General features: G+C 28.9%; 26 protein-coding genes and 1 rRNA gene. All 27 read left to right on the top strand.

Annotated elements, in window-relative coordinates; translation table 11 throughout:
• Positions 1 to 433: 433 nt before the first annotated feature.
• Entirely contained in the window at positions 434 to 670 is a 237-nt protein-coding gene (locus BS62_RS04015; RefSeq protein WP_496489960.1) for a hypothetical protein, read from the top strand.
• Between the two features lie 286 nt (positions 671 to 956).
• Positions 957 to 1295, top strand: a complete 339-nt coding sequence (locus BS62_RS04020) for a hypothetical protein (protein WP_496489961.1) — start codon at positions 957 to 959, stop codon at positions 1293 to 1295.
• Positions 1296 to 1357: 62 nt separating this feature from the next.
• Positions 1358 to 1822, top strand: a complete 465-nt coding sequence (locus tag BS62_RS04025) for a JAB domain-containing protein (protein ID WP_496489962.1) — start codon at positions 1358 to 1360, stop codon at positions 1820 to 1822.
• Positions 1823 to 1998: 176 nt separating this feature from the next.
• Positions 1999 to 2247, top strand: coding sequence for a DUF960 family protein (locus BS62_RS04030; RefSeq protein ID WP_496489987.1), 249 nt, complete (start codon positions 1999 to 2001; stop codon positions 2245 to 2247).
• A 21-nt stretch (positions 2248 to 2268) separates the two neighbouring features.
• On the top strand, positions 2269 to 2631 hold the full coding sequence (locus BS62_RS04035; RefSeq protein WP_496489963.1) for a hypothetical protein: 363 nt from the start codon (positions 2269 to 2271) through the stop codon (positions 2629 to 2631).
• A 2-nt stretch (positions 2632 to 2633) separates the two neighbouring features.
• Positions 2634 to 2780: a hypothetical protein gene (locus tag BS62_RS04040; RefSeq protein ID WP_496489964.1), complete on the top strand. Its 147-nt coding sequence runs from the start codon at positions 2634 to 2636 to the stop codon at positions 2778 to 2780.
• Between the two features lie 17 nt (positions 2781 to 2797).
• Positions 2798 to 3100, top strand: coding sequence for a hypothetical protein (locus tag BS62_RS04045; protein ID WP_496489965.1), 303 nt, complete (start codon positions 2798 to 2800; stop codon positions 3098 to 3100).
• A gap of 173 nt (positions 3101 to 3273) precedes the next feature.
• Complete coding sequence (locus BS62_RS04050) at positions 3274 to 4227, top strand: hypothetical protein (RefSeq protein ID WP_496489966.1); 954 nt, start codon at positions 3274 to 3276, stop codon at positions 4225 to 4227.
• Between the two features lie 241 nt (positions 4228 to 4468).
• On the top strand, positions 4469 to 4861 hold the full coding sequence (locus tag BS62_RS04055; RefSeq protein ID WP_496489967.1) for a hypothetical protein: 393 nt from the start codon (positions 4469 to 4471) through the stop codon (positions 4859 to 4861).
• A 23-nt stretch (positions 4862 to 4884) separates the two neighbouring features.
• Positions 4885 to 6522 carry a DUF927 domain-containing protein gene (locus BS62_RS04060; protein ID WP_496489968.1) on the top strand — a complete coding sequence of 546 codons (1638 nt, stop codon included), beginning with the start codon at positions 4885 to 4887 and terminating at the stop codon, positions 6520 to 6522.
• Positions 6523 to 6604: 82 nt separating this feature from the next.
• Entirely contained in the window at positions 6605 to 6895 is a 291-nt protein-coding gene (locus tag BS62_RS04065; protein ID WP_496489969.1) for a hypothetical protein, read from the top strand.
• A 192-nt stretch (positions 6896 to 7087) separates the two neighbouring features.
• Complete coding sequence (locus BS62_RS04070) at positions 7088 to 7243, top strand: hypothetical protein (RefSeq protein WP_496489970.1); 156 nt, start codon at positions 7088 to 7090, stop codon at positions 7241 to 7243.
• A gap of 71 nt (positions 7244 to 7314) precedes the next feature.
• The gene (locus tag BS62_RS04075) at positions 7315 to 8877 is read left to right on the top strand and encodes a recombinase family protein (RefSeq protein WP_496489971.1); all 1563 of its coding nucleotides are present in this window, start codon (positions 7315 to 7317) and stop codon (positions 8875 to 8877) included.
• Positions 8878 to 8955: 78 nt separating this feature from the next.
• Positions 8956 to 10974, top strand: a complete 2019-nt coding sequence (locus BS62_RS04080; protein WP_496489972.1) for a TcaA NTF2-like domain-containing protein — start codon at positions 8956 to 8958, stop codon at positions 10972 to 10974.
• A gap of 242 nt (positions 10975 to 11216) precedes the next feature.
• A complete protein-coding gene (pepI, locus tag BS62_RS04085; RefSeq protein WP_496489973.1) occupies positions 11217 to 12098 on the top strand; it encodes a proline iminopeptidase in 882 nt (293 codons plus the stop codon).
• Positions 12099 to 12246: 148 nt separating this feature from the next.
• Entirely contained in the window at positions 12247 to 13236 is a 990-nt protein-coding gene (locus tag BS62_RS04090) for a substrate-binding domain-containing protein (RefSeq protein WP_496489974.1), read from the top strand.
• A gap of 4 nt (positions 13237 to 13240) precedes the next feature.
• Positions 13241 to 14767, top strand: a complete 1527-nt coding sequence (locus BS62_RS04095) for a sensor histidine kinase (RefSeq protein ID WP_496489975.1) — start codon at positions 13241 to 13243, stop codon at positions 14765 to 14767.
• Positions 14745 to 16331 (top strand): response regulator transcription factor, encoded by a 1587-nt coding sequence (locus tag BS62_RS04100; RefSeq protein WP_496489976.1) that lies wholly within the window; start codon positions 14745 to 14747, stop codon positions 16329 to 16331. The genes BS62_RS04095 and BS62_RS04100 overlap by 23 nt, the downstream gene beginning before the upstream one ends.
• A gap of 16 nt (positions 16332 to 16347) precedes the next feature.
• Positions 16348 to 17409 carry a sugar ABC transporter substrate-binding protein gene (locus BS62_RS04105; protein WP_496489977.1) on the top strand — a complete coding sequence of 354 codons (1062 nt, stop codon included), beginning with the start codon at positions 16348 to 16350 and terminating at the stop codon, positions 17407 to 17409.
• Positions 17410 to 17643: 234 nt separating this feature from the next.
• Positions 17644 to 18678 carry a sugar ABC transporter substrate-binding protein gene (locus BS62_RS04110; RefSeq protein WP_496489978.1) on the top strand — a complete coding sequence of 345 codons (1035 nt, stop codon included), beginning with the start codon at positions 17644 to 17646 and terminating at the stop codon, positions 18676 to 18678.
• A 78-nt stretch (positions 18679 to 18756) separates the two neighbouring features.
• The gene (locus BS62_RS04115) at positions 18757 to 20298 is read left to right on the top strand and encodes a xylose ABC transporter ATP-binding protein (RefSeq protein WP_496489979.1); all 1542 of its coding nucleotides are present in this window, start codon (positions 18757 to 18759) and stop codon (positions 20296 to 20298) included.
• A 13-nt stretch (positions 20299 to 20311) separates the two neighbouring features.
• Complete coding sequence (locus BS62_RS04120; RefSeq protein ID WP_496489980.1) at positions 20312 to 21517, top strand: sugar ABC transporter permease; 1206 nt, start codon at positions 20312 to 20314, stop codon at positions 21515 to 21517.
• 112 nt (positions 21518 to 21629) lie between these two features.
• On the top strand, positions 21630 to 22760 hold the full coding sequence (locus BS62_RS04125; protein ID WP_496489981.1) for a zinc-dependent alcohol dehydrogenase: 1131 nt from the start codon (positions 21630 to 21632) through the stop codon (positions 22758 to 22760).
• Positions 22761 to 22862: 102 nt separating this feature from the next.
• Positions 22863 to 24272, top strand: a complete 1410-nt coding sequence (amrA, locus tag BS62_RS04130; protein WP_496489982.1) for an AmmeMemoRadiSam system protein A — start codon at positions 22863 to 22865, stop codon at positions 24270 to 24272.
• A gap of 3 nt (positions 24273 to 24275) precedes the next feature.
• Positions 24276 to 25265, top strand: coding sequence for an AmmeMemoRadiSam system radical SAM enzyme (gene amrS, locus BS62_RS04135; RefSeq protein WP_496489983.1), 990 nt, complete (start codon positions 24276 to 24278; stop codon positions 25263 to 25265).
• 88 nt (positions 25266 to 25353) lie between these two features.
• Positions 25354 to 26319 carry a glycoside hydrolase family 73 protein gene (locus BS62_RS04140; protein WP_496489984.1) on the top strand — a complete coding sequence of 322 codons (966 nt, stop codon included), beginning with the start codon at positions 25354 to 25356 and terminating at the stop codon, positions 26317 to 26319.
• 257 nt (positions 26320 to 26576) lie between these two features.
• A 16S ribosomal RNA gene (locus BS62_RS04145) occupies positions 26577 to 26815 on the top strand; the annotation flags it as partial.

Here is a 26815-nt window from a genome sequence, read left to right on the forward strand (position 1 = left end):
AAATAAGAATTAACAAGGTTATCTCTTGTGAGGTAGCCTTGTTTTTAAATAGAAATAACAATACATATACAATAGGTTATAAATCGGTAAGTATAATAGACTTAGAAGTGCAACAATTTCTAAAGGGAAAGCTGATCATATTTATAGTAAATTTTGTTGGTGAATATTTTTTGCAAGACTACTAATTGCGTAGTTTTTCCGAGACTATAACAGTGCGCGAATTTCTACAAGCAATTTTTCTGAAGTACATAAATATTTTCAAGGTGCTTCTCAAGATAATCTTGAATTAGCCGAAGTTGAGGCACTTTAATACTTACTAAAAAACGTGAACGGAAGGGTAATACTTGCTATTACAACTGCTTTTTGGGGAGAAAACAACAAACTTTTTTCTACAGATACCTGCAATGAAATGATTGGAAATGGTGGATTTCTTTTGGCAAGACAAGTTATGGATTTGGATGAAGCAATAGAAGCTTGGAAAGAATATTATAATATGTCAAAGCAGCAATGTGATTTGCTAAAATCTGTATATAAACGTAAAGTAAATAATCCATATTCAGTCTTAACTCTTTCAATAGAGGAGATTAGTTTGATTGAGAGTGATGATGAAGAGGGGTTAAATGAAAGTAGAGTATCATTTGAAGAAATAGGTATTCAGTGGGAAGAATAAGTGATAACCTAGCTAACTGCAAAATATTCAATGAACTAACTACAAAATTTATCAGCGCACTAACAACAAAAGTAATACTATTTAAGGTAAAATCTGATTAGTGTTTAATAATACGTTAAAGCAAAAGCTATCTAATGTAACAATTAAAAAAATAAATATATATTATATAAATGAAGAATATCTATGCTAGATAGATAATTTCTATAGGTACATATAAACTTTAAGGGATATTGCAAAAGAGCAATATTCCTTTTTTAGTACTTAAAAATAAGGAGGATGTGAAAGTATGTTAAATCTATGGAGAAAGAAAGATATAAATCTTATTAGAGAGTATCCTAAAGAGGTTATGAATATTGTGGATGAATCTATTCAAATATTAAATGAGAATTATGGTGAAGATAGAGATGTTAGTAGAGATTTAGGGGGATATGTGTGTATAGTTGAGGATGTAGAAGAAGCAATCTATCTAAAAGAGAATATTATAAAAGGCATATTACCAGAATATGTTGACAAGATATCAACAAGAGAAGACCAAATATACAGCAATGCCTTGTATTTACTATCTTCTGATTATAGTATTATCGTAATATCTAAAAATGAAGTAACTGATGAATTACTACGATAGGCATCTGTACGATTATGTATGGATGTTTATTTTTATTTAGTTGAAAATATAGGAGGATTAATATGGAAAAACAAAAGAAAATATCAGCTAAAAGAGTTGATATTGTATCCTTAAAAATAGTAAGAGAAAAATCGTTTCTATATGCAAATAGACGAATAAATAATCCAACTGAAGCCTATAATTTGGTAAAAAATTTCTTGAAAGATAGTGATAGAGAGAAATTCTTAGTACTATGCTTGGATGTAAAAAAACAACCTGTTAGTATTCAAACAGCTAGTATTGGACATCTAAGTGCGACAATAGTTCATCCAAGAGAAATATTTAAAGTGGCTGTATTAAGTAATGCATCGAGTATAATTTGTTTCCATAATCATCCAACAGGCGATTGTAATCCTAGTAGAGAAGATGAAGATATGACATTAAGATTAAAGGAATGCGGTGAGGTTCTTGGTATACCAGTAGTTGACCATATAATAGTGGGAAGCAATGACTTATTCTATAGTTTTAAAGAACACAATAAGATATAACAACACAAGAGAAGGCTTAGTTTTGTAAAAAACTAGGTCTTTTTGATATATCTCTATATATGATAACAGGTAAGTAAGAGTCTAAATAAGTACTAAAACTAAAAGGAGTGATACACATGTTTAATGAGGAAAATAGATATTCTACAAAAGGAATAGTGGATTAAGTTCCTATAGATATTCAGATATTAATGTGGTCTGAAATAGATAGTATAAGGAAATCTCCTATAGAGTTGGACTATTTGCAAGTATTTAAGCTATCAATAAAAGATAGAGAGTTAGGGGTAATTGAAATACAACATAATCAAGAGATACCAGAATATAAACAAATAATAATAGTAAAAAGCAAAGATATAAAAAGAGATATGAAGATATTTGTAATAGATGAAGTTTCACATTCAACAATGCTATTGGCAGAAGAATACTAAATAGAATAGGAGAGATAACATATGAAATACAAGTTAGTACAGGAACAATTGTTTGAGATAAGCAAAGATAAGTGGTTAGGAAATTTACGTTTTGATTTTTACGATAGTTTACAAAGACCTTCAAATAAATTTTTTCCATCAGATCTTATATATGAGTTAGATAAGACAGGGGATATATCCTTAAAGAAGATACAAGAAGAAGTTAATATCATACAGTTTGATATAATAAAAAATTTTAAAAACCTTGTCTCCATAGTTGGTGGACAAGGTTATTCTTTTGAAAAGACGTTGTATATATCTATGGAAGAAGCAGACTATGCAGTAAAGCTAACCCCTACAACTGATAGTTACAATTATATATTCATATATAGAAAGGATAGATAATTATGACCAAAATATTACAACTAATTGCAGAAATAATAGATTTAATAATTAGTGGCATAAAAGCTAGAGAAGCTGTCACAAAAGTATCTACGTATAGTGGAGTAGATAAGAATAAACTCTGGGACTTAATACCTAGTAAATATAAATAAGATAAGGAGAATATAATATGAGAAAAACTACTAAAACGGATTTGTGTGAGAAGGAGACAAAGTATTGCAAAATAATGAAAAGTGTGACTGTAGAAGATGGGGGCGAAACCTTCGCATTAGAAAGAATATATGTAAAATCTCTTGATAGAGAAGAAATAAGACTATGCCTTTATAAAGATTGTTTAGATAGGCCACAAAAACTAATAGCTAGACCTGTAGATTTAAGTGAGGAGAAATTGTTAGAGCTAATTCTTAAAGGAATAAAATCGGATGTTTTAGATAATAGTTTTCGACAAGCGTTGAAGAAGGTCGTAGATTAAATTATAAAAACCAGGCTATCTAGGGTTTAATGTAATACTAATTAATATTACTTTATAAAAGTTATATATGCTTCTTAGTACAAAAAATATATTTCAATATTAGATTTTTATGTATAAAAGAAATATAATAGTTACATGAGTATAAGAAACAAGTATTAGGAGGTAAAATTACTATGAAAAAAAAGAATTGTATTGTCTTTGCTGAATTAGCAAAAGAATTATATGAAGAAGAATTTAGTAAAGCTTATGTGAATTATGAAATCAATTATATAAAGAATAAACGTGAGAATTTTAAGAGTATAATAAATCTATTAGGAATTGATAAAAAAAAATATGAAGTCGAAAGAAAAGTTGGAAAAGATGTAAAAAAGAAGCCCGTAGAATATTATATTCCAAATGATGAAAAAGAAATAATTAAACTTTGGTTAAGAGAATACTCAACATCTGCATACTTAAAAATGCTGAGAAAAATAGAAAAAAACAAATATAATGAACATGAGAATGATAAAAAAATTGAAAAACTGAAAGAAGAATTTTTTATAGAAATGTTTTCGATATTGATAAAAGAGTTTTATTATGATCCTAAAAAAATTGAGGAAAAAGTAGGGGCATTTTTGAATAATAATCAATATTTATATAAAAACATGAGCGAAGCTATATATAGATCAGTATGTAAATCTATAGCAAAGCCTTTTAAAGATATAAGAGGAAGTTTACAAAGTGGCGTAACAGGATCATTAAAAGATCTAGAAAAAAGTAAATATACAGATGGCTTAAAATACCAAGATCCGATTAAATGGATAAGCCCTATGGAAAGTACTGCATTATTACTAATATATAAGCAAAAAATAGAAGATTTATTGAATGAATTAAATGAAGTATCCAATATATTATCAGATATTAATATTGATAAAGCAGATGATAAAGATAAACTAGGTGATTTAAAAAATATTATTGAAGCTATTAATATATATGAAGAGGATTGTAAAAATAAATATAATGTTAAAGATAAAAAAACATATATGAGTAAGGAAGAAATTGATAATCTTTTAAAAGGTACTTCATTCAATCAAAGAATAAAAAATACAGAAATAAATATTTTCATAGAAAATGACGAAAAAAAATAACTCTAAAATGAGTTATTTTTTTTGTGTTTAATAGTTTATAAAGTAAAAAAAGGCATTTAAAGCATTGAAATAACTAGGCTTTACGCGTTTAGGGGCATTTTTTTTCTCAAAAGCAATGTCCTATTATCGATTAAAACAAAAAAAGTTATACTAGTATTTGCAAAAGATAATAAAACACAAAAAGGGGGCACAAAGCTTTTTTAAAGAAATACTAAATTTAATATTCAAGGAGGAGTAAAGTATGAGTTGCTGTTCAAGTTTTAAAATAGGGATAATACTAGATATTAATGATTTAATGATGGAAGATGGTACGAAAGTGATAAAACTTTCATTAGTGAGTGTTGACTATAACTATATAGGAAGCTTTGATATTCATCAAGATAGTAAGTTAGTGAACCAATTAATAGATGCTATATATTGTTATGACGACGTGATTGGTGAAAAAATTATTATCAGTGTAAAAAAAGGCAAAAGTGGTGTCTTGGCTATAGAAAATATAATACCTTATGAGCCAGAAGAATATTGCTTATATATTGATGACGATGAGTATTTAGATTTGGATGATTTAGATTTACATGGATTAGGTAATGTGGGTTATTCAGATAATGAAGGTATGAATTTCTATTATATGTAACTATTAAAAAGGGGGCGATTGGTATGTCACAGAGCAATATTATAAAAGTTCCATATCCCAATATATTATTAAATAATGATGGGATATATGTAAGTAATGAAGGCAAACAAGAGAAGGTATCCAATAAAATTTGGATATCTTCTATTAGAACAAATATAGATACAAACGAAGTTAAAGCTAAAATTAAATATATAGGAATTAATTCTGAAAATGAGTTAGAACTTGAAAGAGATGAATATTTGAATCCTACTAATCTTATGCGATTTCAGAAATATGGATTAGATATTATGAAAAATAATTCAAATATAATAACGCAACATTTAAGAAATGAAGAAGATCGTGCAAATAAAGAGTTTTGTCATTCAAGACTTGGATTTGACAATTACAAAGGGAAAGAAATATATAAACTATACAACTGTGTAGGAATTGATTCAAAGTATAGTGGAAACATGGAGATGAAGCCTAAGGGCGAAAGAGATAAGTGGATTCAGATGTTTAATGAAGAGGTTTTAGGCCATGCACCACTTGAGTTTGCTATAATATTAGGATTGTCATCTGTAATATTAGGATATATAGGTGAAGAACTTGGTCTAGACACAACAATTGTGCATCTAGAAGGAAATTCAACTACAGGGAAATCTACGGCTGTAAAGCTAGCTATATCGTTGTTTGGTTACCCTGATGTTAAAAAAGATGGCTTGTTTTCAACATATAATGCAACTGGTAATGCTTTGATAAAGCAATTAACAGGTATAGAGGGGGTTCCTTTTGCATTTGATGAAATATCCATCTCTAAAATAAATAACTTTACAGATACCATATATAAGTTTGCTAATGGTACAGATAAGGCCAGGCTAAATAAGGATTCAGAATTGAGTCAAAAAGATTCATGGCTGACAACGATATTGTCTACAGGGGAAAGATCGTTGATAGAATCTGCTAATAAAAATGCAGGTATACAGATAAGAGTAATTGAAATAAGCAACCTAACGTGGACTAAAGATGCTAAAAATGCAGAAAAGATAAATCAAGTAATTCTAGAAAATTACGGACACCTTGGAATAGAATTTGCACAACTAGTAATTGAAAAAGGAAGAAAACATATAAAAGAGTTATATGAAAGACATAAAGGAATGCTGAATATTGCATTTGATAGAGAACAAGTTAAAGATAATTTTACAGATAGAAGAATAAAAAAACTTGCAATATTACTAACTACAATGAAATTATTTGAAGAGCTAGTTGGTGTAAAAATGCAAAGAAATGAAATATTAGATATATTGATTGATGTAGAAAAAGAATCAATTAAAAATAGAAACTTTAATAAATCTGCTATGGATTACATAATACAATATGTAAGTTCAAATAAAAGCAAGTTTACTCAGATTGCTAGATTAAGAGGACATTCTCCAACCCCAAAATATAATTCAACGAATTCATGGGGAAGGTTAATTGAAAAAGATGAACATATAGAATTAGAGATTCTAACGGATCATTTTGACAATATGATTAAAGAAGGTGGATTCGAGTCTAGCAGAACAGTTCTAAAAGAACTTAAATCTACTGGAGAATTGGATTGTGAAGCAGATAGATATACAAGAGAAAGAAAGACTGATGTAGGCGTGCGAACTAAGGTATATGTTATAAAAATACCTAAATAATAGCGGATAAAAAGGTAAGTAAGTGTTATAAGAAAAAAGGCAGTTTTCATATTAAATATAAAATACTTAGGGGGTAATAAAGATGGAATATAACAAGTATGATTATGAATATGCAATATTTGAAGATTGTAGAGTTAATGCAGAACTTGAATATAGACAAGATATCGAAAATGAAGATATGACAATATTTAATGACCAAAGTTATGAAGAAGAGGCGGAATATTATCATTGGCTAAGCCGATTAGAAAAAAGAGATGCAATTATAGATTCACTAAATATAGAAGAGATAAGTAATATAGCTAATACTTTGGAGTCTGACACAGCAGTAAAGTATCTAGTAAATATACTAGAGAAGCTTACACAAGTATCTTAAAAATAATTTGTTTGAGATGCTAAGTGAAAATAATACGGGAAAACGGGAAACCCCATTTTCCCGTTGAATATGAAATCATAGACAAGTTGTATATATAGAATCAATTAAAAAAATAGAGTGTAGTATCAATAGATACCTAATTCGAAGAAACTTAGCTTACAAATATATATTATATATAGGAAGGATATAATTATGAAACCAGAATATAGAGTCAATATCAGTCGGAAAAGCTTATATTCTAAGTCAGCAAAGAAGGAAGAAAATATAGGGGAAGCAGTAAAGGGTAAAACATATATTAGCAAAGGCTTAATAGAAGTACTAATCAAGATACTTGACGAAGCAAATTAATTGAATCTAAGGGATTGTAAGAAAATATGCAATTCCTTTAAAATGCTAAAAACTAAGGGAGGGGTAAGGTTATGGCACAAGTAAAAGCAGTAGTATACGCAAGATTTAGTTCAGATAATCAAAGAGATGAATCAATAGATGCTCAAATAAGAGCTATAGAAGAGTATGCTAAGAAGAATAAGATATCAATTGAAAAAGTATTTACAGACAGGGCTAAATCTGCCACATCTGATAAAAGACCAGAGTTTCAAAAGATGATAAAGTACTGTGAATCAGGAACAGTTCAAATGGTTTTGGTACACAAGCTAGATCGTTTTTCTAGAGATAAATACGATTCAGCGGTATATAAAAATAAGCTAAGAGCTAATGGAGCTAGAGTAGTAAGTGTGCTAGAAAACTTAGATGATAGCCCTGAATCTGTAATACTGGAATCAGTCATTGAAGGGATGGCTCAGTACTACTCAGCAAATCTTGCTAGAGAAGTGATGAAAGGAATGAAAGAGACTGCTCTCCAATGTAAACATACTGGAGGACTACCTCCTTTAGGATATGATTTAGCTTATGATAAGACATATATAATAAATGAACAAGAAGCGCAAGCAATTAAACTTATATTTGATAGATACATTAGTGGATATCCATATAGCAAGATAATTGATGAACTAAATGACCTAGGATACAAAACTAAAATAGGCAATAAGTTTGGGAAGAATAGTTTAAATGGTATATTGAATAATGAAAAATATACAGGCGTTTATGTGTTTAACAAAGCTCAAAGAAAAGGAGTAGGGGGGAAAAGAAATAGTCATAAGACCAAAACTGAAGAAGAAATAATAAAGGTAGAAGGGGGAATGCCTGCTATAATAGATAAGGAAACATTTGAACAAGCACAAGAAATGTTAAATAAGAGAAAGAAAGCACCTGGAGCACATAAGGCTACGACATTGTATCTATTAACAGGAATAATAAGATGTGGTGAATGTGGACATTCTATGCAAGGTAATAAGAGAAAAGATAAATATGAAAATGACTATATCTCATATAGGTGTGGGTGTAGAAAACAAAAAAGAGATTGCAATAACAGAGAGATAAATAGAAACTACTTGGAAGAGTTCATTTTAACTGAACTTGAAAAGCATGTACTTAATGATGAGGCAATACCTTTATTAAGCAAAGATCTAAATGAAAGGTTAAAATCAAAAAATAAAAATAATAATGAGATGCTAAAGAGCTTAGAATTACAGCTAGAGAAGGTCAACAAAGAGGTAGGTAATATATTAAATGCTATAATGAATGGAATTGTCAATAATATGCTGAAAGACAAGTTAGATGAATTAGAGCAAGTAAAGGTTAACCTGAGTGTAAAATTAAATGAACTAAAGATAGAAAATGATAGTATAGATACAGTAAGTATAACAGAAGAACAAATAAGAGTAATGTTTTCTAAGTTTAAAGATTTTGTAATGACTAGAAACTTACCCGAATGCAAAAAATTTATAGGTGACTATGTTAAGGAAGTTTTAGTATATAAAGACCACGTTGAAGTGATATTCAACGTGGTTTTTTCTTTGATTGATGATAAAATAGCTTACGATTTGCATATTGATGTACAGAGAGAAAAAATAAAAGTTTAGACAAGTTTTTACAAATTTTTACAATGTGTATAGTATAAGATAGATATGGGATTTAATACTAGAAGGGAGAAATCAAATATGTTAAAAAAATACGTTTTTATACCATTAATTTGTACAATGCTACTTGCAGGATGTTCAAATACTAAAGGAAATGATAGTCAAGTAAAGGGTGCAGATAATACTTTTGTAATGTTGAAGGATGTTAGTGGTGAAGATGATACCTATTATACCTCAGATGTTTATATAAAATATGAAGGAAAAGATGAGGAAAAAATAGCATCAGGCATATATAGAGATTCTATTCGAGAGTACTTAGAAGGTGATAATTCTATAATTATGCAAGATAAAGAGAATAATTTATACAAATATTCTAGCGATGGAGATAAAGAAAAAATAGGAACTGACTTAATGGAGATATTATCCATTTCAGAAACAGATACTACTCCATATGAAGTATCTTCAAATAATGAAACAATAGCATATATAACATCAGATGAATCACTATATATAAAGTATCCAAATAAAGATAAGGAAAAAGTTGCAAGTAGTGTTTATTATTATGAGGTAGATAATACTGGTAATTATTTATATTATTTAAATTTAGAAAATGAATTATATGTATATGATAATAAAGGAGAGAAAAATAAAATATCAAGTGATGTACAGTCGTTTATAATATCTGATAGTGGAGAAAAGGTTGCCTTTTTAACTAATGACGAGATATTATATACAAAAAATATAGGTTCTGATGAAAAAATCAAGATAAATTCAGGTGCTATCGATATTTACTCAGTGGGCTTCTATGATGATGATAGCATTACTTATCTAAATGACTATAATGGTGAAAAGGGAGAATTATATATATATCCTAAAAAAGATGACAAATCTAAAATTGCTTCAGATATTAAGTTATATGGAAGAATAGATGATAAATTTTATTATATAAATTCAGAAGATGTTTTATGTGAAAAGATGATAAATGAAGATAAATCAACTACAATAGCATCAGATGTACAAGATATAATACTTATTGACAATGGAATTATATATATAAATAAAGACGGAGATATTTATACTAAAGAAAATAATAAAGAAGCTGTGAAGATAGGTAATAATATAATGGATACTGATAAGATTAGTATAGTAGATGATAATGAAATAGTATATCTTATGAAAGATAATGAGCTATTCAGGGGGAAAGATAAAATAGCTACTGAAGTACTAAATTATGTAAGTAATTCTAAAATTGTAGCATATGTAACAAAAAATAAAGAAATACATTCTTACAACATAAAAAGTAAACAAGATAAAGTAGAGATAAGTGATGCTAAAAGTTATTCGCAAATATATTTAGAAGACCAATTTTTGTTCTCGAATACTTTAGAGCCTTATGAAGTAGCTGGATTTTGGAAAGTAAACTCAGAAATGGATGGAGAGTATATATTAGAATTTAGTGGATCTAATAAGCTGATACGTTATTTCTCAGAAGGAAACAAGGAAGTTATTAATTATAAAATAAGTTTTAGTGAAAAAGATTATTTTTCTGCTACAGCCCAAGGAGATTATGAAGGTTCACTTATTAGTGTAGCAAGGGATGATGAGAATAATATAACTGTAGTAATTGATGCTGCGGAGGAGTGTCCAGCAGTTAAAATATCTAAAGAAGAGGCAAATAGTATAATAAATGGAACTGCTGAAACTAACATATCTACGGATTCGTTAAATGAAGATTCAAACAGAGGATCAGGAGATATAGAAGATCAAATAAAAAATCTCATACAAGATTACGAATATGATTATGTAAAAGCAGTGAATAGTGGCGATGCTTATATAGTGACTCCTCACTTAGTATATAACGGTAAACTATATAAAGATCATTCAAAAAATATATATGATTACTATGAGAGAGGAATAAGTGAAACTCTATATGAAGCTAAAGTACAGAATATAGAAGAAATTAATGATAGAGAATGTAGAGTCAAGGTGTATGAAAAAATAGGTATAATAAAAGAGGGTAAAGAAGATGTAAAAGAATTTAATGCTACATATATAGTAGAATTCGATGGGGACAAATGGTTAATCAGAGAAATGTTATAGTATATATAATCGTGGGTATTATTCCTGCGATTCGCCTCCACCATTAAAACCATGAATTAGGTATTGACTTTATAGTCAATACCTTTTTTATTGAAGAAATGCCAAATACACATATTTAATTAATTTTGTGATTGCTTACAATAAAGATTGTTAATTTTATGTTATACTATTTATGTAATGAGTATAAAGATTAAAGTACATATTGAATATAATTCTCTTAAGGAATAATTGGAGGGGTAAATATGAAAATAACTGAAGGATATATGCCTTTTGAAGGTTTCAAAACCTATTACCGTATAGTAGGTGAAGCAACACAAGGAAAGAAACCATTAGTATTACTTCACGGAGGACCAGGTTCTACACATAATTATTTTGAGGTATTAGATAAGATAGCTGAAAGTGGTAGACAGGTAATAATGTATGACCAAATTGGCTGTGGGAATTCATTTGTGGAAGGCCATCCTGAGTTATTTAACGCTGACATTTGGATAAAAGAGCTTATTGAACTAAGAAAATATCTAGGACTTGAAGAAATTCATCTATTAGGTCAGTCTTGGGGAGGTATGCAGGCTATTTGGTATGCTATTGAACATAAACCAAAGGGGATCAAATCGTATATTCTTTCATCTACTCTTTCTTCTGCAAAACTTTGGGAAGAAGAGCAAAAAAGAAGAATATCGTATATGAATGAAGCTGATCAAAAGGCTTTACTTGATGCAGTAAATACTGGAGATTATTCTAGTAAGGGGTATAATGATGCATTAGAAAAATTTATGGAAATGTACGCTGCAGGTAAGGTGACTGAAGATTCTCCAGAATGCTTAAGAAGACCTAAAAAATCTGGTTCTGAAGCATATATTGTAGGATGGGGGCATAATGAGTTTTCTCCTACAGGTACTCTTGCTGGATATGAGTTTACAGATAGGTTACATGAAATACAGGAACCTTGTTTAATAACTAGCGGAGCGATAGATCTAAGTTCACCATATATTTCAAAAACTATGTATGATAAAATTCCTAATAGTAAATGGGAACTATTCCAATATTCGAGACATATGCCATTTGTTGAAGAAAATGAAAAATATATAGACGTTTTAACTAAATGGTTAGATGAGAATGATTAAAATTATATGAATTTATATAAAGATAGAGAGCTTTTCTGCATAAATCAGAATTGCTCTTTTTTATTGCAATATAAATAAATCACTAATTATGTAATTATTTGTTATAATTATATTAAACTAAAATACCACCTGAGGAGAAAGTCATCAAATGAAATGGATAAAAGACAATATAATAATTATATTATTAATTGCAATAACAATTCTTAGTGTGTCATTGTACAAATTAAATAAAGAAGTTCAATTTACTTCAGTCAAAAACCTAAAATACCATTTTTACTTTATAGGGCAAAACTCAGTAGACCCTTTTTGGAATGAAATAAAAAAGGGGGCAGAAGATGCAGCTAAAGATTATAACGTTGCAGTTGAGTTTAAGTTTCCTAAATTTACAAATAAGCAAGAAGAGCTTCAGTATCTAGATATAGCTACAACTTCCAATGTAGATGGAATTGTAACACATGGTTATAACGATGAGGAATTTACAAATTTAATAAATACAGCTTACAGCAAAGAAATACCTGTAGTAACTATAGATAATGATAGTGAAAACAGTGATAGAAAATCTTTCATAGGCGCTAATAGTTATATGCTTGGATTAGAAGCAGGCAAACTAATGGCAAGGGCTACAGGTGGTAAGGCAAATATAGCTATAATTATAAATAATGATTACGATTCAACTAGTCACAATTTAAAAATAAATGGTTTTTTAAGTGCTATAAAGGGATATCCAGACATTAAGCTAGAAAACGTTTATAGTTCGAAAATGGGGATATTAAGTGCTGAAGAAATAACTCAGTCTATAATTACTGATAATAAAAATATAGATGCAATTTATACAACTACATCAGTAGATACTTTAGGAAGTGCGCAACTTATAGTTGATTTTAATAAAGCAGGAGATATAAAATTAATAGGATATGGAGATACAGATGAGATATTAAGATACATAGATAAAAACATAGTATATGGGACTGTAGTAAGTGACGGTTATAAAATGGGCTATGAGAGTATAAAGGCTTTAAGTGAAATAAAAGAAAATAAAGTTGTTTCTAGTAAAATAGATACTGGATTAAAAGTAATAACGAAGGATAATTTATACAGGATAAATGACAATAAAAAAAGACATCAAATAGAGGGCTAAATATATGAATAAAGAGTTATTTTATTTTAAAGGTATAAGAAAAAAGCTTATTTTGTTTTTTTTAATAATGTTAATTTTATTTTCAGGTGCAGCTATTTATTCATATAAGAATGCAGTAAATAGCTCTAATAGTTTGAACTCTATAGTTTCAGACTATGTATATCTTAATGATTTGAACAATGATATAGACTTACTAGAAACACAAGTAGAAACATATCTTAGCACTAAGTCATCGGAATCATTATTAAGTTATTATAAAACATACAATAGATTACAAGAAAGTTCGTTGAAAATATCAAATGAAGTTGTAAGTGATACTGATAGACTTATGTTAAAAGATATTAGGAGTATGATAGGTAATTTATTAATTGAAAGTGATAAAGCAGTACAAGCAAAACGTGGAAGAACGAGCAGTGAATATATTGCTCACTTTACAAGGGCAAAGGAAATAAATAGTTATATAAAACTATATGTAAATGATCTTTTAAACAGTAAACTAGAAGATAGTTCAAATGAATACGACGTTATATATAGTAAGATGCAATTTATGAATTTATTAAATATATTTATTATACTATTTTCTATAATTTTTAGCGCCATAACAGCTGTTTATATAACATATCGTATAACAAAACCTATAATAGAACTTTCTAATGCAGCTAAAAGAGTATCAGAGGGAGATCTTAACATAGACCCTGTAGTTGTTAATACAAATGATGAGATAAGTATATTAGGAAAAGCTTTTAATAACATGATAGAAAGTATAAAAAATTATATACAGGAGATAAAAGATCAGGTAGAGGTAGAAAAAAGATTAAAAGAACAAGAAATGCAAAACTTTAAAATTAAAACCTTATTAAAGGATGCAGAATTAAAGTCTCTTCAATCTCAAATAAATCCTCATTTTCTTTTTAATACATTGAATGTAGCATCTCAGCTTGCATTAATAGAAGATGCAGAGAAGACTTCAGAATTTATACAAAAATTTTCTGATTTATTTAGGTACAACCTAAGAAAAATAGATGAACCTGTAACTATAAGAGATGAAATAGAAATTACAACGACTTATATGTATATACTAAAAACTAGATTTGGAGAAAGAATTCAATTTACAAAAGAAATAGATGAATCGATATTAGATATACAAATTCCGTGTACTATAATCCAACCTATAATAGAAAATGCATATATCCACGGATTAGAAGACCTTGAGAGAGATGGAGCAATAAAATTAATTGTTAAAATTGAAGAAAACAATATTTTAATCCAGGTAATAGATAATGGGTCTGGAATGTGTGAAGAACAAATAAAGTCCATTCTTTCTAATAATAAAATTTCAAATGAAGTTAAGAGTCATGTTACTGGTATAGGGATGCAAAATGTAATAGATAGATTAAAGATATTTTATAACATATACAATACAGAAGATATTGTATATATACAAAGTGAAATTGGAAGTGGGACTAATGTTACACTAAAAATACCGTATGATAAGGGGGCTGTTATTGATGCTAAAGCTCTTAATTGCTGATGATGAGTATCTATCTATAGAATCTATTAAACTTATTATAGATAAATATGTTGAAGATATAGAAATAGTAGGTACTGCCAAATCAGGAAGAGAAGCTATAGAAAAGGCTGTTCAATTAAAGCCTGATGTTATATTCATGGATATAAAAATGCCGGGGATAAATGGAATAGAAGCAATTAGACAAATTAAAAATATAAACACTAATACTAAATTTGTTATGATTACAGCTTATGAATATTTTGACTATGCCAAAGAAGCTATAAATTTAGGGGTACATGATTATATACTCAAACCGTTAACTAAAAGTAAAATAATAAAAACTTTAAGCGAATTAAATGAAGTAATACAAAAAGAAAGAGAAATTATTAAACAAGAGATAATAATGAAAGAAAAAGTTACTAAAGTGATACCTATAATGGAAAATCAATTTATTTATTCAAAAATTATAGATGATGAAGAAATTGCTAATACAGAATTTTATGAGGATATATTTGGTGTTAAATTAAATACGGGATATGTTTTAATGGCATATATAGATGACAATGAAAGTGTTAAGGTAGACAAGATAAAAGATAACCTAAAAAAACAGGATTTTTATGAAACATTTACATTGAGTTTAAAAAGTATAACTGACTGTATAGTAAGTTTGCCACTTAATGACCGAATAATATCATATGTAATTATAGATGAATTTATGGATGATAATAGCCTCAAGGATTTATCTATTGAAATAGCAAATAAGGTTAGCAAAAAAATAAAGATGAATGTAAATATAAATTATAGATTAGGAATAGGAAGAACTTATGGGGTAGAAAATTTATTGAAGTCTTATAATGAAGCCTATATTGCCACGTCAATTTCAAGTGATAAAATAGTAACTCATTATGAAGATATTTTACTATCTTTAAATAATTTAGATATATATCCTAAGAGCAAAGATGAAACTTTGGTTCAAAAAGCATTAATGGGAGATTTAAATGGAGCATTAAATATATTAGATGAAATATTTTATTGGTTATCATTAAATTATTCTGATGATATAAATAAAACAAAGGCAAAATTATTAGAATTATTAATAGCTATAAAAAGAAATATAAACTCACATATAAGTGAAGATGGTATATTTGAACAAATATATATAACAAACATTATTGAATCTAATGATATAAATAGTTTAAAAGTCACCTTTAAAAATTATATAAAATCCATTGTATCAAATGTTGAAAATTTTAAAAATAGCAAATTAAGCGGAATTATTAGTGAAGCGATAAATTATATTACTAAGAATTATAACAAAGATATAAGTTTAGATGATGTGGCCACAGAATTAAATATGAGCTATCATTATTTTAGTAAGTTTTTCAAAGATACAATTGGGAAAAATTTTGTTGACTACTTAACTGAATTAAGAATAGAGAAATCAAAAGAACTTTTAAAAGACAACACTATAAGTATTAAATCAATATGTTATGAAATAGGATACCACGATCCTAATTATTTTAGTAAGATATTTAGAAAAGCAACGGGAATGACACCTACTGAATACAGAACAAGTATAATATAATCTAAGAGGTGTAAGGATGAAAAAATATATTAAGCTAGCGATAACTGTAGTTCTTTTTATTGTACTTATAATTTTATCTTATTTTACAATAAAAAATTACAATCTATATACTAGTATAAAAAAAGATGATAATAACGTTTCAAACATTGTAGATAATAGAATAAAAATTGGTTTTTCCCTTGGAACATTAAAAGAAGAAAGATGGATCAAGGATAAAGATATATTAATGGCAAAATTAACTGAACTTGGTGGGGATGTTTTAATTCAAAATGCTAATAACAACGACGAAGATCAACTACAGCAAGTTAAATATCTTATAAGTGAGGGTATTGATGTACTTATAATTGTTCCAAATGATTTAGAAAAAGCTTCTAAAGCCGTTGAATTAGCAAAGAGAAATGGAATAAAGGTTATTTCCTATGATAGGCTTATACTAAACTCAAATGTCGATTTATATATATCATTTGATAATGTAAAAGTCGGAGAACTTATGGCAACTAGCCTAGTAAATAATGCTCCCAAAGGGAATTATCTTATAATTAATGGAGCTAAATCTGATAATAACACAACACTTATAAAAAATGGATACGATAAAGTTCTAATAAATAATAAGGACATAAATATTATAAGTGAAAAATGGGCAGAAAATTGGATGACTGAATATGCATTTAATGTTACTGATGAATTTATTCAAGAAAAACATAAAATAGATGCCATTATAGCTGGAGATGATAGTTTAGCAGGAGGGGCTATTAAAGCACTATCAGAACATAGATTGGCAGGTCAAGTTAAAGTAGTTGCTCAAGATGCAGATCTTGCTGCGTGCCAAAGAATAGTAGAAGGAACTCAACTTATGACTGTATATAAGCCAATAGAAAAACTTGCTTTTGCAGCAGCTAATATGGCTATGGCTATGGCTAAAGGTGAAGAGATGAATATTAAAGATACTATATATGACGGAAGATATAATGTACCGTATTATGTAATTCAACCAATACCAGTAGATATAAATAACATAGATGAAACTATAATAAAAGATGGGTTTCACATGAAAAATGAAGTTTATAGAAATAAATAAGGCCTTAATATATTGCATTGTTGCAATATATTAAGGCTTTTTTAATATATAGTATTTTTTTATATTAAAAAATTGCTATATATTAAACCTAAATAAGATAGAAGGTTAAAATTATTCAGATAATAAAAAAATACTACAGAACATAAGCGTATTATATAAAGTATTAGTGTAGTACAATTTTAATGAGGAAAACGATTATAGTATGTAACAAATAAAAAATAGGAGGTATTTATAATGAAAAAGATTAAGATTTTGTCATTATTATGTTCTTTTTTATTAGTTCTAGGTCTTCTTTCTGGATGTACTAGCACTGGTGATAACTCATCAGATAGTGGAGAAAAGAAGATAAAGATTGGACTTTCTCTACCAACTCAAAGAGAAGAAAGATGGGTTAAAGATAAAGAAAAGATGGAAGCTGTAGCTAAAGAACTAGGAGTAGAGTTAATAGTTAAAGTTGCAGATGCTAACATGCAAGAACAAATAACTCAAGTTGAATCATTATTAACAGAAGGAATAGATGTTTTAATATTAGCTCCACATGATGCTGCAGCTGCTGCAACATTAGTTGATAAAGCTAAGCAAGAAGGAGTACCTGTAATATCTTACGATAGATTAATAACTAATACTGAAAACTTAGATTATTATTTATCATTTGATAACGAAAAAGTTGGAGAATTACAAGGTGAATTTATAACTAAAGAAGTTCCAGAAGGTAACTATATATTAATGGCTGGAGCTCCTACAGATAACAATGCTAAATTATTCAAAGCAGGGGCTATGAAACACATACAACCTCTTATAGACTCAGGAAAAATAAAAGTTATAGCTGATCAAGCTGTTGAAAACTGGGTTCCAGAAAATGCTTTAAAAATAGTTGAAGCTGCATTATCTGCAAACAACAATAAAGTAGATGCAATACTCGCTCCAAATGATGGAACTGCTGGAGCTGCTATACAAGCATTATCTGCACAAGGTTTAGCAGGAAAAGTGCCAATAACTGGTCAAGATGCTGAAAAAGCAGGGGCTAAGAGAATAATGGAAGGCACTCAATCAATGACAATATTCAAAGATACTAGAAAATTAGGTGAAGAAGCTATAAAAATGGCTATAGCTTTAGCTAATGGAGAAACTATAGAAACTAATGGTAAAGTAGATAACGGTAAGTTTGAAGTACCATCAGTATTATTAACTCCAGAAGTTGTTACTAAAGCAAACTTAGAAAAAGTATTAGTTGAAAGCGGATATATGAGCGCTGATGATTTAAAATAAAAAACTGTTAAAATTTGAGGAATAACTTTATGTTATTCCTCAAGTTGTCTAACGGTGTTTTAGAAGGGGGTATCCTAGGTGAGTGAACACATTTTAGAAATGAGCAACATAGTTAAAGAATTCCCTGGAGTTCGTGCTCTTAATAATGTAAATTTCAAGGTTAAAAAAGGAGAAATTCATGCTTTAGTTGGAGAAAACGGAGCAGGGAAATCAACTCTAATGAAAGTTCTAAGTGGAGTATATCCAAATGGAACATATGAAGGTCAAATAATATTAGATGGAAAAGAACAAAAGTTTAGCAATATAAAAGACAGTGAAAAAGTAGGAATTGGAATAATATATCAAGAGCTTACATTAGTTAAACAAATGAATATATGTGAAAATATATTTTTAGGAAATGAATTTTCAAAGAATGGAATTATTGATTGGGATAAATCAATGCAAGAAAGTGCTAGACTTTTAAAAGAAGTCGGTTTAGATGATAAGCCTGATACAAAAGTAATAAACCTAGGAATAGGAAAGCAACAATTAATAGAAATAGCAAAAGCATTATCTAAAAATGTAAAAATACTAATACTAGATGAACCTACAGCGGCTCTTAATGAAGATGATAGTGAAAATTTATTGAGCATATTAAGAAAGTTAAAAGAAGAAGGTATCAGTTGTATATATATATCTCACAAACTTAAAGAAGTTAAAGCTATTGCAGATACTATAACTATTTTAAGAGATGGTCAAACAATAGATAGTTATAAAAATGATGAAAGTGTTAACCAAGATAAGATAATAACAGGAATGGTTGGTAGAGAATTAACTCAATTATTCCCTAGAAAAGAACATAATCCTGCAGATGTAGTTCTAGAAGTCAAAAATTGGACTGTACACAATCCAGAACTTCCAGATAAAAAGGCTATAGATAATGTAAGCTTTACTGCTAGAAAAGGGGAAATACTTGGAATAGCAGGCCTTATGGGAGCTGGAAGAACTGAACTTATGATGAGTTTATTTGGAGCATATGGAATTAACAAATCAGGACAAATATATATAGATAAAAAAGAAGTAAAGATAAAAGGTCCAAAGGATTCAATAGAAAAAGGCCTTTGTTATTTATCAGAAGACCGTAAAAAAACGGGATTAGTATTAAATATGGATATAAAAGAAAACACAACTCTTGCAAGCTTACAAAAAATATCAAGTATTAAAGGTATAAACGAAAATGAAGAAATAAAAATAGCAAATGACTATGTAAAAGTACTAAAGGTAAAAACACCTTCAATAGAACAAAAAGTAGGGAATTTAAGTGGAGGGAATCAGCAAAAGGTAGTTATTGCAAAATGGCTAATGGCTGGGCCTAAAATATTAGTTTTAGATGAACCTACAAGGGGAATTGACGTAGGGGCAAAATATGAAATATACAACATAATGAATGATTTAGTAGATCAGGGAGTAAGTATTATAATGATTTCATCAGAGTTACCTGAAATACTAGGTATGAGCGATAGAATATTAGTTGTGCATGAAGGGAAAATAAATGCAGAACTTGATTATAAAGATGCAAGTCAAGAAATAATAATGCACTATGCAACTGGAGGAACTGGTTTATCAACTACGAAGCATTAAAGGAGGGTAAAAAATGACAACTCAAACTCAATCTAAAAAAAGTACATTAGATATAATAAAATCATCACTAAGAAGTAATATGAAACAATATACGATGTTTATAGCATTAATTGGGATAATGTTAATATTTACTGCATTAAACGATAAGTTCCTTACACCTAGAAACTTATCTACATTATTTTTACAAACTGCTCATATAGCAATATTAACATGTGGTGTTGTTCTTGTTATAGTTGCAGGTCATATAGATTTATCTATAGGAGCTGTTGTTGGATTTACAGGAGCTGTTGCAGCTATACTTCAAGCTAAAATGGGATTCTCAGTAGTACCTACTATTATTATAACATTGGGAGTAGGAGCTATAATTGGAATATGGCAAGGATTTTGGGTTGCTTATAAAGATGTACCTGCATTTATAGTAACACTTGCTGGAATGATGATATTTAATGGGTTGTTACTTGGAATAACAAATGGAGAAACTATAGCAACTAGCAGTGAGTTCAACTTAATGGGTCAAGGATATGTTCCTACTTTATTTATGGAAAACATGCCAAAAGATATGATGCCTCATGACACAACTATTATTATAATGGCTATAGTTATAATAGCTTACTTAGTTTATGAAATTAAAAAGAGAAAATCTAGAATAAATTATGGATTTGAAGTACTACCTACAAATTTATTTGTACTTAAAACAGGCTTAATTGTATTGTTAATTGGAATTGTATTCTCAATAATGGCACTTTATTTAGGATTATCATATTCTATTTTAATACTAATGGCAATTGGAGGATTATATTCATATCTAACAACTAAAACTACATTCGGAAGACATGTATATGCTATTGGTGGAAACAAAGAAGCTGCAAAATTATCTGGTATAGATATAAGAAAAAGAACTCTTTGGATATTTATATCATCTGGAATACTATGTGCACTAGGTGGACTTATATATACAGCTAGAGTAGGATCTGCTGCAGCTTCAGCAGGGCAAAGTATGGAATTAGATGTAATAGCATCAGCTATAATAGGTGGAACATCAACATTAGGAGGAGAAGGGACTATAATAGGAGCTATAGTAGGAGCTCTTGTAATGTCTACATTAAATAATGGAATGTTACTTTTAGATGTTCCAACAACTCAAAGACTAGTAGTTAAGGGATTAGTATTATTACTAGCTGTATGGGTTGATATATCGTCTCGTAAGAAAAATGCATAAGTATAATATATAAGAGAAGTCTTCGACTTCTCTTATTTTTTTTGGAATAATTACTATGAAATATGTTCACCATAATGTTAGAATTAGAAATTTTATGAAGAAGGTGAACTATATGAAAGCACTAACTTATCAAGGAATAAGAGACGTAAAATACAAAGAAGTTGAAGATCCAAAAATAGAAAAAAGCGATGATATTATAGTGAAGGTTACATCAACAGCTATATGTGGTTCTGATTTACATTTAATTCATGGATTTATACCTAAGTTGAAAAAAGGATCAATATTAGGCCATGAAACAATGGGAATAGTAGAAGAAGTTGGAAAAGATGTGACGAATGTAAAAAAAGGAGATAGGGTAATAGTACCATTTCCTGTATCTTGTGGTCACTGTTGGTTTTGTGACCATGATTTAACTAGTCAGTGTGATAACTCAAATGAACATGGAGAAATAGGATCTATATATGGATATAGCGATACTTTTGGTGGATATGATGGAGGTCAAGCTGAGTATTTAAGAGTTCCATATGCAAATTTTGGACCAGTGGTAGTTCCAGAAGAGTTAACAGATGAACAGGTATTATTTTTAACTGATGTTTTACCTACTTCATATTGGGGAACAGAAATATCAAATGTTAGACCGGGAGATACAGTTGTCGTACTAGGAAGTGGACCTATAGGATTAATGGCTCAGAAATGGGCGTATTACAAAGGTGCTGAAAGAGTAATAGCTGTTGACGCATTAGACTATAGATTAAACCATGCAAAAAAACACAATAAAGTTGAAATAGTTAATATTGAAGATCATGACAATACAGGGGAATATCTAAAGGAAATAACCCGTGGTGGAGCAGATTCAGTAATAGACTGTGTTGGTATGGATGGTAAAATGTCAACTATAGAAAAAATAGAAAGTGTATTAAAGTTACAGGGTGGCTCTAAGTCTGCAATTGAAATTGCATCTCAAGCTGTTAGAAAAGGTGGAACTGTAGGTTTAGTAGGAGTTTATGGAGCAAAATATAACCTTTTTCCACTTGGAGACTTTTTCTCAAGAAATGTTACTTTGAAAATGGGACAATGTCCAGCCCACTCATATGTACAACCTATATTAAAGCTTATAAAAGAAGGAAAGTTTGATCCAACAGATATAATAACTCACAAATTATCCTTAGACCAAGGAGAGCATGCATACAAAATATTTGATGGCAAGAAAGAAGATTGTATAAAGGTAATTTTAAAACCTTAATAATAAAGAATCGTACATAATAGTACGATTCTTTTGATTGCTAGAAAAATTAGAATTATGAGCAAGAGATTTTTTGATTATTATAAAATAAGAGGTGATTTTATGAGTATATTAGGCTATTATTTAATGCCACATCCACCTATTGCTATTGCTGAGGTCGGAAAAGGAGAAGAAAAAAAGATACAAGATACTCTGGATTCTTTTATGAATATAAGTAAAGAAATAAGTGGAATAAAGCCAGAAACTATAGTATTAATAACTCCTCACGGAATGTTGTTTAGCGATGCTATATCTATTTCGAATGAAAGTGATATAAGTGGAAATTTTAGTAAATTTGGTGTAAGTGATGTTACTATGGACATAGATATAGATTTAGAACTTACTGAAGAAATTATAAATACATCACAAGAAAAAGATATACCAGTTGTAGGATTAAATACTCCTATATTAAGAAAGTATAACAGAAGGTATGAACTAGATCATGGAGCTATGGTTCCTCTTTATTTTATAAATAAAAATTACACTAATTATAAAATTGTTCATATTACATATGGAATGCTTTCTGATGTAGAGTTATACAAGTTTGGTATGATAATTAAAGAATCTATATCAAAACTAAACAAAAAATCAGTAATAATTGCTAGCGGAGATTTATCCCATAAGCTAAAAGAGGAAGGCCCATATTCTTATTCGCCAGAAGGAGAAAAGTTTGATAAAGAGTTAATAAATTTATTACAAGAAGGAAATGTAAAAGATGTATTTGCCATGGATAAATGTATGGTTGAAGAAGCTGCAGAATGTGGACTTAGATCTATTTATATACTTTTAGGATCTTTAAATGGAAAAGACATAAAAGGAGAACTTTTATCTTATGAAGGTACATTTGGAGTAGGTTATGGAATTATGAAATTTAATGTTGGAAATGAAAATATAGATTTTCTAGAAGAAATTATTAAAGATAAAATTGAAAGGTTGAATAATAAAATGAAAAATTCAAATCCTTATGCTAAATTAGCGAGGGAAAATCTACATTATTACTATACACATCAAAGACATATAATGATTCCAGACAACTTACCTAAGGAAATAACTGACGAAAAACATGGAGTATTTGTTTCCTTGAAGAAAGATGGACAACTTAGAGGATGTATAGGTACTATATATCCAACTACAGACTCTGTAGCACAAGAAATCATTAAAAATGCAATAGAAGCAGCTACAAGAGATTATAGGTTTGATCCTGTAGAAGAACATGAATTAATAGATATAGATATTTCAGTGGATGTACTAACGGACCCAGAACCTGCTAAAAAGGACGAACTAAATCCTAAAAAATATGGAGTTATAGTATCTAAAGGGATGAGAAAAGGACTACTACTTCCTGATTTAGAGGGGGTAGATACTGTAGATTATCAACTACAAATAGCATGTGAAAAGGCAGGAATAGACCCAAATGATGATTATAATATAGAAAAATTTGAAGTTATAAGATATAAAGAAGGTGTTATGTAGAATATGAGTAACTATAAAGTTATGTTTTGGGAAAATGAGGGTGATAAACTTCGATGTAGAGTTTGTCCTCATAATTGCACTTTAAAAGAAAATCAATATGGAGTATGTAAAGTTAGAAAAAATGAAAATAATGAAATCGTGGCCATAAACTATGGAGAGGTAACATCAGCATCTATTGATCCAATAGAAAAAAAGCCACTATATCATTATAAACCTGGAAATAATATATTTTCACTAGGTACATTTGGATGTAATATGAGTTGTAGTTTTTGTCAGAATTATAGTATCTCTCAATATAAGCCAGAAACTCAGTATATAAATATAGAAAAACTTATAGAGACTATAGATTTAATGGAAAATAACGTAGGAGTAGCCTTTACTTACAATGAACCGTTTATGTGGTATGAATATATATATGAAGCTGCCAAAAAAATTAAAGAATACAATAAAGAAATATCAGTAGTCTTAGTAACTAATGGATATATAAATGAAGAACCATTAAGAAATATACTACCCTATATAGACGCTATGAATATAGATTTAAAGTCATTTAATGAAAGTTATTATAATAAATTATGTGGAGCAAAATTAAATCCTGTATTGAAAACTATAGAAATTGCATCTAAGTATTGTCATGTTGAGATAACAACATTAGTTGTAGACAAAGAAAATGACTCTAGTGAAGAAATTGAAGATATAGCAAAATTTATAGGCAATATAAATAAGGATATTCCTCTTCATCTATCTAGATATTTCCCTAATTACCAAATGGAAAATCCACCTACAGAGATAAATAAAATAATTGAGGGAATGGAAATTGCCAAAAAACACTTAAATTATGTATATGTTGGGAATGTATCAGGTGTAGATAATAACACCTATTGCCATGAATGTAATGAACTATTAATAAATAGAGAAATGTACACTGCCATACCATTAGTTTCAAATAATATATGTCCTAAATGTAATACAAAAATAAACATTATATTTTAGTATTTTATTTTTATAAACTTTGCCCTATTATATAATAGATATCATATAAATATAGTACTTATATTTTATACTATATAGGGGGAAGTTCATGAAAAGGAAAAAAATAGGGCGATTAAAAAAGAGAAAAAAAAGTAAATACACTTTCAAAAATACATTTAAATTGATTTTTGTATTGGGAGTTTTAGTTGGGATATTCAATTTAGCTATAAATATATATGACTTATATTCGCATTTAGACTCAAATGATTTAGATGTAGCTTTTTATATAGAAAATGCTGATGTTGTAAGTATGGATAAACTTCAAATTAATTGGCAGCACTTAGCAGCTATTGATGCAGTTAGATATGAAAAAGACTTTACCAGGGTAAATAAAAAAGGTACCTTAGAACTGGCTAATATGTTTATAGATAAAAATAGTGATGCAAGTAGTGGATATAAACTTAATAGTTTAGATTATGTATTAGATAAAATGGAATTTGAATATAAAGATAAAAAGAAGGTACATGAATATGTAGATGATTTAAAATATGTATCATTGTCAAAGGTTTCTTTAGGTAATAACTCCGATTATAGTAACTTTATAGAAGAATTGTCAGATGAAGCTATAGAAAATTATTATGACTATGGAGTATTGCCTTCTATAACTGTAGGTCAGGCCATATTAGAATCGGGATGGGGTAAATCTAACTTAAGCCTAAAGGGAAACAACCTATTTGGTATAAAAGCAGATAAAAGGTGGAGTGGAAAAACTGTTAAAATGGATACCACTGAATACAACAACCAAAAAGCTATAGCGACTTTTAGAGCATATAATAATAAAAAAGATTCTTTAGAAGATCATGCTAAGTTTCTAATAGAAAATAAAAGATATGAAGATAACGGCTTGTTCAATGGAAGTCATTATACACAACAAGCTCAGTCATTAGAAGAAGCTGGATATAGTACAAAAGAAAACGAAACTGGAGAAAAGATATATGCAGATACACTTATATCTGTAATAAGAAGTTATAATCTCCAACTTTTAGATTGGAAGGCACAGTCAAATATGAATTAAAAAGCTTACAGGGCTAATTGTCCATGTGAGTTTTTTTGTAAATATATAAAAAAAGGTGTTGACGTATATAAAATGGCATGGTATATTATTACTTGTCCTCGAAAGTGGATAAAAAAGTTTAGAAAAAAAGTTGACAAAAGAAATTTAAAATGATAAGATAGTATTTGTCCTCGAAAAGGGGCGAAAAAGTATTGAACTTTGAAAATTAAACAGTAGGTCAATTAACACACCATTTATTTATAAAGTAATGCCAAGTTTATCATGAGAGTTTGATCCTGGCTCAGGATGAACGCTGGCGGCGTGCCTAACACATGCAAGTCGAGCGAGGACTTTTGTCCTAGCGGCGGACGGGTGAGTAACGCGTGGGTAATCTGCCTCATACACACGGATAACATACCGAAAGGTATGCTAATACGAGATAACATTAAGAAGTGGCATCATTTCTTAATCAAAGAATTTCGGTATGAGATGAGCCCGCGTCCCATTAGCTAGTTGG

Source organism: Sporacetigenium mesophilum DSM 16796 (assembly GCF_059569055.1).